The sequence below is a fragment of the Marivirga sp. genome (genome assembly GCF_024636815.1).
GTDB lineage: Bacteria > Bacteroidota > Bacteroidia > Cytophagales > Cyclobacteriaceae > Marivirga.
In genome coordinates this window covers 1-11496 of the sequence record NZ_JAGXGF010000064.1, presented here as the reverse complement: position 1 = coordinate 11496, position 11496 = coordinate 1, and the positions used below count along the sequence as shown (strand labels likewise).

Genomic DNA, 11496 nt, shown 5'->3' with positions numbered 1-11496 from the left:
GGTTTTTTTGAACAAATCGGAATTCCTAAGAATACAATAATCGTCTTCATTAATGGAAAGCCAGTTGATAACTCTGAAGAAATTGATATGGCTTTGCTTTCAGCACAAAATGGGATCATTCAAATACTCGCTATTGGACCTGATGGCTCCCGGGTGGTATTTAATTTTTCGCTGGGAACTTAAAGTAAAGACTTTATATCGCATTTAAAATATTTAATACAATGTTAAATATCTAAAAGAGAATTGAACGAAAGAAAATGAAATCCAGAATGAAGTGATCATCGGTTTCTTTTCAGGAAATGCTAAAGTTTACAAGGAGGTGCACTAAGTAGAGTACAGTGAAAACACTTTGGCTTTTGTATATAATAGCTGAAAAATAGAATGTTATCTAATAAATACTTTAACACTTAAAAACAAAATTATTATGGCAGAAATTAAGATTGAACAGAAAAAACAGGTTTGGCCATGGTTGTTAGTCGGCCTTATCATCGCAGCATTGCTTGTATATTTTCTGGTATTTCGTGACAACGACGAAAATATAGAGGTAGTTACTGAAGCAGATTCCATCACCAATACGAACGAATATGACCTTTTAGGGGTAAATGAAAATAACGGCACCGTTGCGGCATATGTAAATTTTGTAGAAAACAGTCCGGAAAATATGAGTCTGGATCATGAATACACAAATGAAGCACTATTAAAACTAATTGAGGCTACAAATGCTATGGCCAATGAGGTTGATTATGACGTTCAGGCAGATATAGTGAAAGCAAGGGAATACGCAAATATGATTGCAAGTGATCCTTTTGAAACAACACATGCGGATAACATTAAAAAGGCGGATGATATTTTAACCAATGCATTGCAAAACATTCAAAAGGCAATATATCCAAGTTTGGCAGATGAAGTTGAAGAATTAAAAAGTGCATCAGAATCAATAAAACTGGGAGTGCTTACGCTTGAACAAAAAGATGCTGTTAAGAATTACTTTGCAAAAGCTGCGGACCTTCTTCAAAAAATGAATTAGTTAACCATGCCTGCGGTATGCAGGCTTTTAAAAATTAAAACAATGACAGATACAAATAAAAATCTTTTTAATCTGGATGAATTATCAGGTTATAAAGTGGCCGAAAATTATACCGATGTACGGGGTTGGGATGTAAAGGATGCAAATAACCGCATAATTGGGAAAGTAGATCATTTGCTGGTAAATAAAACTGCTGAACGAGTTGTTTATCTAGATATTGAAGTTGATGAAACCCTGATAGAAGATGGGTATAATACGTATCAAAACCAAGTTAGCAAAGGTGTGCATGAGTTTCTAAACAAGGACGGGGAAAATCACCTGATAATTCCTATCGGAATGGCAATTATTGATGAGAAGAACAAACTTGTAAATACCAAACAAATTGATAGTTCGACTTTTGCCAAAGCTAAACGGTTCAGAAAAGGAGATAATTTAGATTTTGAGTACGAATTAAATTCAGTTCGCCATTACAGGGGAGATAATACTGTTCACAGTTCGAATAGTGTTGATGGGTTTTATGATCGTGAAGAGTTTAACAATTCTATTCCTCACATAGAATTGGAGCAAAATGTTATGTAAGTAATCACCTTATGACATTTAGGCACATGCTGAAGTGGTAATTGTAACAGGAAGCAGTGGAATCATAGGCTCGGCCTTATTCATAAAATAGCTGACCACTAAATAAAAGTAAATTTAAAATAGGACAATGCAACAGGACATACAAACGCAAATGGAGGGGCCTATAGAAACGGTAATCCAAAAATTAGAAGGTTGGGTTGATGCCTTCATAAATTTGATTCCCAACATGGCAGTGACCCTGTTGCTATTAATAATCTTTCTTGTTCTTGCCAGACTAGGAAGCAAACTATCAATAAAACTTTTCACCAAAGCATCAAATAACGAAGCATTAGGACATTTATTTTCCACTGTTGTTTATGCGGCAATCTTAGGACTTGGTTTTTTTATTATGCTTGGAGTGCTCGGGCTAAATAAAGCATTAACCTCACTAATCGCAGGAATTGGTGTGCTAGGTTTAGTATTGGGTTTTGCTTTTCAAGATATAGCGGCAGATTATATATCGGGTATTATTCTGGCCTTCAAGAAACCTTTTAAGGTTGGGGACATAATAGAAATAAAGGGTACTATGGGCGTAGTAAGAGAAATCGACTTACGGGTTACGATTATTGAGACTTTCCAGGGCCAGGAAGTTTACATTCCAAATAAAGACATCTTACAGGGTTCTATTTACAATTACTCTATTTTGAAAAAAAGGCGTATTGATATAGCCATTGGTGTTTCTTATGCAGAAGATCTTGATAAAGTTGAAGATGTTGTATTGAGCACAATAAAAAACTTGGAGGGAGTGATTGATAAAGATTCGATGGTTTTTGACTATTCTGAATTTGAGTCCAGTTCAATCAATTTTAATATTCGATTTTGGATAGAATATCCTGGACAACCCAGCTACTACACGATGAAAAACAAAGCCATCAAAGCGATTATAAGTGCATTTAATGAAGAAGATATTACTATTCCTTTCCCAATTAGGACATTGGACTTTGGAATTAAAGGCGGGAAAAAACTCTCCCAAATGAAATTGGACATCAATGGAGTAAGTAAGGAAAAGAGTGCCGACTAGTAAAATACGGTGACCTTAAAGACAATTTAGCTTTTAGTGAAATCGAAAAGCCATCGGTGAAACCAAACGATTCTAATAGCAGTCAAAGCAGCTTCCATAAACCCTATTGATTACAAAATAGTAGAAGGAAAGTTGAAAGACATGCTAAGTTTAAACCTACCTTTTTCTATTGGTTATGACCTAAGTGGTGTGGTGGTTGAAAAAGGTTCTGATGTTCTCAATTTCGAAATTGGTGATGAAGTCTACGCCAGAATACCACAGCATCAAATGGGTATTGTAGCAGCGCAGGCAACTGTTAGAACTGATGAAGCAGCTAAAATCCCTGTTAGTATTTCCCCCGACCATAGGAGTAGAATCTTAACCTTAGCTTAGTTTCAACTACGCTTCATCCCGATCAACCGGCGGATAACCATTCTCAGCGAGAAATGTCTAATGCTAGTGCTGAAGGTCAAATGATATTATTAGAAAAAACGGAATTTCAAATTCCTAAAAATAGAAAGGCGTAATTAAAAATTAGGCCTATCGCAACAATTTACTATACCCAACAAGGGAGATAGCCCAATGTATATTGTATAAAAAAATATTTACTATTTCCGTTTTTTAAGTTTTTTATAATTGGGGATTGATGATTTACCTGTTCCGTGGATACTCTTATAACGAATATTTTTATCATTTTTTTCCTTAACTAAACACCATCCAGAATGATCTATCCTGAAAAAGCTATTGTTCTCATCTAGGGAGTTGAACTTCTCTTCAAGCTTATTCCTTAAATTGATTGCTCCATTAACATTAAATAATTCTTCATCATCAGTTTTCGAAATATTATCTAAGTATTGTTCAAAACTTGATTCTGTAATTCCTAACCGCTCAAAAAGGTTAAAGGTTAAAAGCTCTAAATCCTCAATTATAAATGTTTCTGAATTCAATGAATGAATAAGGTAAATATATAGCATGTGGTTACTGAGCGTCTTCAATTTGTAGTCAAATAATTTTTGCTCAGAGAACTTGTCATTTGAATTATCTGAATTTTTTAAACCATGTTTAATTAATAGCTTATTAAAACAGGTTAAGACTTCTTTAATCTGATATTTAAATACTGACCTTAATTTCCTTTGCCAATTAGGATCAGAATACCCATCGCTATTTTTCGTTTTAAAAGCTTCTCCGTCATTGAAATAGGTTAAAGTTGTAAGAATATGAGAAACCAATAAAAACTGGGCATAATCAATTATATCGATTTTATGATCTGGTTTATAAATGATCTGATTTAGTGATGATTTATAGCTATTTACCAAGTTTTCAACTTGACTAATTAGCTGCTCTACTTTAATTTCTTTTGGATGTGATGGAATAGAAGGGGTTTTTTCTTTTCTATCATTACTTGTTTCAGCATTTGCTTCTTCCTCCTCATCATCTATTTCATCACTTCTAAGCTGTACCTTTTCTAATAGTAATTTTGAAATGGATTCCCACAATCGAACTGAATTGTGAGTCCTTATTATTTTTTCTCTTAGTAATGGGTTTTTGGCTGCTTCAACTGCTTCATCATAGGTCATTTCAACTCTAGTTGAGTCTTCTTCATTTATAACTTTTGAACCTATTTTAAATTGGTTTTTGGATTTTGACTCCTTTACGTGATTTAAATCGTTGAGGTAAGCCAAGATTTCAAACTCATTTAAAGCTCCAGTTTCTAAACCATAGATTACTTGATTGATGGAACGGTTAGCTTTAGAGGGATCTGTATGAAATAACTTTTCGAGGTTATTAATTAGTTGCTTATTGGAAATGGATTTACCTTCTGAATCCACTATTTCAATGAAGGATAGGTCTTTTTGAATCAGCTCAGAAGGTAGGTTTCTTGTGAACTCTTCACTTTTATATTCATCAATCACGAATTGATAAATTTCATAGCCTAAAGAATCATAAATTTTTAATTTTTGGCTTGGGTTCTGAAATCCAGGTTTAAGGTAAACTGTCAAGAGATTACTTCTTAAATCCGCCCCTTTAATAAAAATTTTACAATTACCATTTTGTGCCTTTGCCTCGTCTCCTGTCACAAAGGAAGGCCTGTCTAATTCTTTTACGTTTACTTTCTTTTTTCCTTTAATTCCTAGTTCAGCTAGGAAGTCAATTGATGAAGATTTATATAATGCACAGAATTCATCGTTTACCCCTCTTTGATCTAAAGTTCCAAATCCAGCTCTTGTTGCATTGGCACTACCAAGCATGAGATACTTTTGGCTATCAGCTTCGAAATGAAGGAATTTACTATGAAGCTTTCTTTTATAGGTGCTATCACCTCCTAACACCATTTTACCTCGAGTTGTATATTCCCAAGCAAAGAAATTAACCCTCTTTTCGATTGGGATATTCACAGGTGGCAATCCAAATTCAGCTGGGAGGTAAATGTTAATAATAGCGTTTTTAAAATGATCTGCTAATGTTGTTATTGTAGCTCCGTTTTCATCATAGTAAGGACATATTATACTTAGTTTTGTAATTGAATCTGCTGGAATAAGGGATATTAACTGAGAAAGTATAGAGTTAGAATCATTATAAAGAAGTGCAACTTCTAAATCACTATCAAGAGGATGAAATGTATGTATAGGGAATTTTCTTTTCCCAAGAAGGGCTGAATTCCTAACAATTTGTTTGGTAATCCTGTCTTTATTATAACCAGGAATATCTTTTGTTAAGCCTTCTAAGTAATCCCATGCCTCTTGTAAAATTGGTAAATGTGAAGAATCCTCAGACTCTGCAAAAAAAGAAGTGAATAATTCATGATTCTTTCCATGCCCTCCAGGAGATATATTTCCAGACCCGAAAAAAAGAAGCAATTTATTGTCCCCAATAAGAAAATTGATTTTAGGATGAAAAGCTCCTTTTGATTTTATACCATTAACTGAATATGTTTGACTTAGCTGTTTCAGATTTCCTGAAGCCATACCAATGCTTCCGTCTAACATTTGGTGGTCTAACAATACGGATATGTTTGTTATCCACTTTTGACGGAGTGTTCGTAGTACCTGATATTCGAAATGGTGAAAATTGAAAGAAAAACTAGTCAATACAGCTGAATGGAAATTATTTTTTCCACCTGGGATTTCCTGAAAGAGTTTCCTTTCTTTCATTTCAGTTTATTAATTCTAGTAAAAGATCTTTCCCTGCCTCGGTTAATTCTGCACCATCTTTAAGATGTAAGTCAGACAAGAAATTATCTAGTGTCCGCAATCGTGGTGAGGTGAATTTAGGTGGCATGGTTTGAATATGCGTAATGAAATTGTCCTCAATGACAAATTTTAATAAGTTACTTTCTCCATTGCCCATCTTGCGATATGCGGTGGATATGTGATCGTTGATTAGATTTTTAATAGTGGCATAAATGAATTTATCGTAAGGTAATTCTTGGTTTGATATAATGTAGTTGTTAACAATATCAGAAACTCTACCTTTTTTGTCAGTTAGGTAATTTGCTTTTTCATATCCTAATAGCGAATCCATATTATATTTATTCTCTTTATAAATGCCTAGAATTTGTTTCAAGGCTAATGCAATTGCCTTCTGATTTGAGTTGCCAGCTTTTACCAAATCCTCCATTAAATTTTGATCATCCATCAAGTTTGATGAAAACTCCTCTTCAACTATTTCTTGAACGGCTACATTTTCTTTCTTTAAAAAATCCTCTAGTGAATATTTTAAGACTGCTTTAGTCATTGACTCCATGAATTCCCTGATATCCACAATCCTACCATCTAACTCAACTAATAACCCCCAAAAAACAGTTTCTAAGGCATAATGAAAAAGTTCATTGACTCGATAATAATACCAACCAAAGGAGGCGTCATTTACTTTTTTTTCTTGAAATAGTAAGTATTGTACCTGATCAAATGTTAATCCTTGCTCTCTTAGCTTTGGCGAATCCAAATATTCCAAATATCGTTTGATCGTTTCTTGACGTTGATATTGTAATTCGCCAAGTGAATTGTTTATACCGTCGTCGGAAAGAATCATTTCCTTATAAAACCTCCATTCTAATGAATCAAAATTGATACGATTAATGGAGAACTCTATCAATTGATCCATCTGTTGACGGTTCATCTGCCCAGTTTCAATCACTTCCAGTAAGGCATTTTTACTTTTTTCTGGTATCCCCTCTCCATAAGCTTTAGCAAGGTTTCGTCCTCTTTCTGAAATGACAAAGAACCGATTACTAACTTCTACCAATTTTAGATTTACAAATGATCCTATAAAATACTGCCCTAATGCTCCAGAAGTATAATCCCAGTATACTGAACCCTTTTTTGTATCTTTATTTTTATCAGCCCCCTTTGCCAAATCGTAATAACCTTGCTCATCAGCTGATTGAATATGATTAGATGCGTAATCACTTCCCACAATACTTTTTTCGTTGGGATATTTATTTACCATTAAATACGCAATAGCTAATTCTGCTCTTCTTATGAAACTCAGGAAAAATGAAAGTGAATTTTCAGAGTCACTTTTGGATAAGGCATCATATTCTTGTAGCAGCCACATGTAAAACCCATAGTATCTAAGTCTTAGTGTAACGTTAGTCATTCCAGGAAGCAGCCGACTGTAGGTAGCTATTGAACTGTTTTGAACCCCAAGAGGATCTCTACCAGTCATGAAGCCTTTATTCTCGGCCCAAAAGGGTTCTTTATAGGAATCTTCTGCGTACAATTTGCTTATTGACTATTATGAAAATTATAACTCTGCTTGATTAAGCTCATTAAGTAATCCAAATCGCTATCTGGAGTTACTACAGCCTCATAATCTCCTACTCCAAAGGTTCCGATGTTTGAAACATCTCTAAATATCTTCTTTGGATCATCCAATTGTCCTTTCTTTAAGTTGATTCGGAGCTTGAGTTTAGTTCTTTGAACTTCAAAATCTGTAATCACTCTTTTTTGAAGTTTAAAACCAATGTAAAATTTAACAGGGATCATTTCAATGTTATCTAATTCAAGAATTCTATCTCTTAAAGAAATAGCAAGTTCTTGGATCTCTGGACTCCCCTTTTTTAAATGATCCTCCTCCGTATAAACGACAATCTCTTTACTTACCTGCTCTGCTCGATCGTCATTTGAACTGATCGTTTTTACACTTTCTTGACTGGTGGATTTATGCTGGTTTAGAACGATGGTGTCATTTGAGTATTTCTTGATTTCCCATAGTTCAAAGGGCAAATCTTTAAACTCAATACTCTGCTTCTGATACGTGGTAAACTGAGGAGAAATAAAAATAACCCGAGACTGGCTCCAGTCTACATCGTCTTTTCTCAAAGTCTTATTCGTCCGCTCTAGGTATTCTAGTATGAAATCAGCTTTGTTATTCAATAATAAAGACAAATAGGAATAACCCTGATCAATCACTGAATAGCTCTTATTCTTCTTGTATTCAATAATAACAAAGGATTTAGATTGCTGATCAAATCCCAGGGTGTCTATTCTCAATCCATTCAACTGAAATTCTGTCTTCACAAATTCCAACCCAAAAAGAACTTGAATATTTCCTTCCACAAGGTATTGAATATCCTTTTCAAGTTTAAAAGGTATATTCTTTACTTCTTCGAGTTTGGTATTATTGAGTTTATATAAATCCATGCTTTTTTTAAATTTTAATACTTCGACTTCCTATAAAACCTCCATTGGTAAAAGTTAGGGTTGCTTGTATCCACATTGGAGTTTGGGATAACAGCTTTAATCATATCTGCTTTTTGCATTTTTCTTAAGAATTGATTGAATTCCTTTCCCGTTGGAAAATGCTCCTTTAGGCTCTCTTTCTTCTTTAGATAGTCGTAAATATCCGTTGACCTCGTTTCTGCATTAGAATTTGGAGCTTTAAAATATTCATCAATTTCATGCGATATCTTTTTCAATAAATTGAAATCTTCATTTGAAACATTCATAGTCTTCTATTTAGAATACCTCTTAAAATTCTCCGCCTGCTCAAAAATCTCCTTGTACACTTCATCCCGATCCACTGGCGGATAATCATTCTCGGCAAGTAGAATAATCAAATCCACTTTCAATTCAGCTTTGATATCATCCCGCTTGCTCCAGTCAGTGTATTTGGCTTTATCGTCCACCACATCTTTGACGGATTGAGCCAGGTGAATCAGCTTGTCTTCCGGATAGACAAAATCGTATTTGATCGCCAAGGCTTTTAAAATATCATAAAAAGCCTTCTCCTCGAAGTCAATTCCCATTTCAGCAAAGGATTCTTTCTCCTTTTTCATCGCATAGTACAGGTCTATGATCTCATTGGTGAAGTCTTCCAACACTTCGCTTTGTAGCACATCAGATTCCTTGCGCTCATTGTATTTGTCTACCAGCGTTTGCATCTGCTTGGAGAAGTCAACGCCCTTGATTTTGTTGATGCGCTTGAACTCGTCAATGGCTTTGGCCAGCAACTTTTGCAGCAACTTGATCTTGGTATGTGGAAGCTTGATCTTATCAATCTTAGCCAAGTAATCAGCCTCAAAAATATCCACTTCGCTTTGACCCTCCTCTCCTAGTTTGAAGATCTCCTCTACCCCTTCACTCTGAATCGCTTCCTGGATCATCTCACGAACTTTCGCATTCATCTGATCGGTATCAGGACTTTCTCCCTTGGTCAACTTGAATACTATGGAGCGCACCGCAATGAAAAAATGAATCTTGTCTCTGACTTCATTGGTAAAGGCAGCAGATCCCGAGCAAATATCATAAGCAGCTTTCATCCGCTTTACCAGATTCATAAAGCGTCGCTCCAATTGCTGGGTTAGTTGCACAAATTCCGCAGCTTGATTCAGGGTATGTAATTGCTGAATCGGTGTTCCAACAAAATAGGCACTGTAATCAAACTTATGGAAGATGGCTTCCAGCAGATCCAACTGGTCTTTGACTACGATAATGGATTGCTCAATGTCTTCAAAGTTCTGGCTATCCACGGTAGAATACTGCTTCAAGGCCAAATTCATCTGCTTCTTGATGCCAATGTAATCCACCACTAAGCCTTTTGACTTTCCTTCAAACTTCCGATTCACACGCGAAATCGTCTGAATCAAACTATGCTGCTGCACGGGTTTGTCTATGTACATGGTATCCAAAAAAGGCACATCAAAACCTGTCAGCCACATATCCACCACAATAGCAATCTTAAAATTACTCTTGGCATTCTTAAACTGTCGGTCCAGTTCCTTTCGATAGTCCTGATTTCCCAACAAGTTATAAAGACCTTCTTTATCGTCTTTTCCTCTCGTCATGACCATATTCACTTTTGCCATAGGAAGAATCTCTTTTCTATCCTTTTCACTGAGTTCCACTCCTTCGGCAGCATGAAGGATTTCTCCCCATGTTGGGCGTAAAGCCAGGATTTCCTGATAAAGCATATAGGCAATTTCCCGACTGCTACAGACAAACATAGCCTTTCCAAGCAGCGTGCTTCCTTCTTCGACTCGGGTTTCATAGTGCGCCACAAAGTCTTTTGCAATGGCTTCGATTCTTCCCGGATCTCCGAGAATCGTCCCCATCTGCGCCATCTGCCGCTTACTCTCATCGATTTGGTATTCATTCCCACCAGAATCGGCCACCATGTGGTAATAGCTCTCTATCTCCTGAAGCTTTCTATTTTCCAACAACACCTTGGCCGCTCTACCTTCATAGACGATCCGAACGGTAATATCATCCATCACTGATTCGGTCATGGTATAGGTATCCACAATCTCCCCAAACACATCCATGGTGGCATCGATAGGCGTTCCCGTGAAACCCACATAGGTGGCATTCGGCAGGGAATCATGGAGATGCTTCGCAAAGCCAAAACTCTTCTTCACGCCCTGCTCGGTAATCCGAACCTTCTGATCCAGATTGGTTTGGCTGCGGTGTGCCTCGTCGGAAATACAAATCACATTGCTTCGATCCGTGAGCAATTCGGTGTCCTCATTAAACTTATGAATCGTGGTCAAGAACACTCCCCCAGAGTTTCTGCCTTTCAGCTCATTCCGTAGATCATCCCGACTGGTCACAGACTTGATCACATTGTCTCCCACAAAGGCCTTGGCATTGGTGAACTGTCCGCTCAACTGATCGTCCAGATCGGTACGGTCGGTGATCAACACGATGGTCGGACTGGCAAAGTCCACACTCTTCATCAGCAAGCGGGTCAAAAAGAGCATGGTAAAGCTCTTGCCGCAACCTGTCGCTCCAAAGTAAGTTCCGCCCTTTCCATCGCCCTGCGGATGCTGATGGATCTTGATGTTTTCAAACAGCTTGGTGGCTGCATAGTACTGCGGATAGCGGCAGACGATCTTTTCATCTTTCTTGGAGCTATCCGGCATGTAAATAAAATTATGGATGATATCCGTGAGTCGGTGCTTATCCAGCATCCCACGGACTAGCGTGTACATGGCGTCGATTCCATGCACCTTGGTGGACTTGCCGGTAGCTGGATCGATTTCCTGATCCAAGCCTTCGATTTTCCGCCAGGCATAGAAATATTCATAAGAGGAAAAAAAACTTCCTGCCTTGGTATTCACCCCATCGGAGATCACACAAAAGGCATTGTACTTAAATAAATCCGGGATATCCCTTCTGTACCGATTCGTCAGTTGATCGTAGGCAGAGAACAAACTGGCGGTTTCTCGGATGGAAGACTTAAACTCAAATACCACCAACGGCAAACCATTGATGTAGAGAATCCCATCGGGAATACGCTTCTCAAAACCCTGAATCTCCAACTGATTGACGAACTTGAAGTGGTTCTTTTCTGGCTCTTCGTAATCGATCATGGAAATAAAAATATCCTTCTGGTTTCGGTCTTCCCGCTT

Annotated in this window: 9 protein-coding genes and 1 pseudogene; 5 read left to right on the top strand and 5 right to left on the bottom strand. The window is 36.9% G+C overall.

The window, feature by feature from the left end; genetic code table 11:
- The 5 genes and pseudogenes from Q0L29_RS05045 to Q0L29_RS05025 all read left to right on the top strand — a co-directional run.
- Positions 1–183: pseudogene (locus Q0L29_RS05045) on the top strand (deoxyribonuclease HsdR); the annotation flags it as partial.
- 241 nt (positions 184–424) lie between these two features.
- Positions 425–1027, top strand: a complete 603-nt coding sequence (locus Q0L29_RS05040) for a hypothetical protein (protein ID WP_296619608.1) — start codon at positions 425–427, stop codon at positions 1025–1027.
- 42 nt (positions 1028–1069) lie between these two features.
- Positions 1070–1606 (top strand): PRC-barrel domain-containing protein, encoded by a 537-nt coding sequence (locus Q0L29_RS05035; protein WP_296619606.1) that lies wholly within the window; start codon positions 1070–1072, stop codon positions 1604–1606.
- Positions 1607–1733: 127 nt separating this feature from the next.
- Entirely contained in the window at positions 1734–2666 is a 933-nt protein-coding gene (locus Q0L29_RS05030; RefSeq protein WP_296619605.1) for a mechanosensitive ion channel domain-containing protein, read from the top strand.
- 69 nt (positions 2667–2735) lie between these two features.
- Positions 2736–3038, top strand: a complete 303-nt coding sequence (locus Q0L29_RS05025) for an alcohol dehydrogenase catalytic domain-containing protein (protein WP_367275750.1) — start codon at positions 2736–2738, stop codon at positions 3036–3038.
- A gap of 215 nt (positions 3039–3253) precedes the next feature.
- Here Q0L29_RS05025 and Q0L29_RS05020 read toward each other — a convergent pair whose 3' ends face one another.
- The 5 genes from Q0L29_RS05020 to Q0L29_RS05000 form a co-directional block, all read right to left on the bottom strand.
- Positions 3254–5797: a hypothetical protein gene (locus tag Q0L29_RS05020; protein ID WP_296619603.1), complete on the bottom strand. Its 2544-nt coding sequence runs from the start codon at positions 5795–5797 to the stop codon at positions 3254–3256.
- 1 nt (position 5798) lies between these two features.
- Positions 5799–7367 carry a hypothetical protein gene (locus Q0L29_RS05015; RefSeq protein WP_296619601.1) on the bottom strand — a complete coding sequence of 523 codons (1569 nt, stop codon included), beginning with the start codon at positions 7365–7367 and terminating at the stop codon, positions 5799–5801.
- Positions 7368–7372: 5 nt separating this feature from the next.
- Positions 7373–8290 carry a DUF5655 domain-containing protein gene (locus tag Q0L29_RS05010; RefSeq protein WP_296619599.1) on the bottom strand — a complete coding sequence of 306 codons (918 nt, stop codon included), beginning with the start codon at positions 8288–8290 and terminating at the stop codon, positions 7373–7375.
- Positions 8291–8304: 14 nt separating this feature from the next.
- Entirely contained in the window at positions 8305–8595 is a 291-nt protein-coding gene (locus Q0L29_RS05005; protein WP_296619597.1) for a hypothetical protein, read from the bottom strand.
- 6 nt (positions 8596–8601) lie between these two features.
- Positions 8602–11496 (bottom strand): type I restriction endonuclease subunit R (locus tag Q0L29_RS05000; protein ID WP_296619596.1); only part of this gene is annotated, 2895 nt, incomplete at its 5' end.

Coding starts and splice junctions, on each gene's coding strand:
- Q0L29_RS05005 (WP_296619597.1), bottom strand. CDS start 8,595: ATGAATGTTTCAAATGAAGATTTCAATTTATTGAAAAAGATATCGCAT.
- Q0L29_RS05020 (WP_296619603.1), bottom strand. CDS start 5,797: ATGAAAGAAAGGAAACTCTTTCAGGAAATCCCAGGTGGAAAAAATAAT.
- Q0L29_RS05040 (WP_296619608.1), top strand. CDS start 425: ATGGCAGAAATTAAGATTGAACAGAAAAAACAGGTTTGGCCATGGTTG.
- Q0L29_RS05030 (WP_296619605.1), top strand. CDS start 1,734: ATGCAACAGGACATACAAACGCAAATGGAGGGGCCTATAGAAACGGTA.
- Q0L29_RS05010 (WP_296619599.1), bottom strand. CDS start 8,290: ATGGATTTATATAAACTCAATAATACCAAACTCGAAGAAGTAAAGAAT.
- Q0L29_RS05035 (WP_296619606.1), top strand. CDS start 1,070: ATGACAGATACAAATAAAAATCTTTTTAATCTGGATGAATTATCAGGT.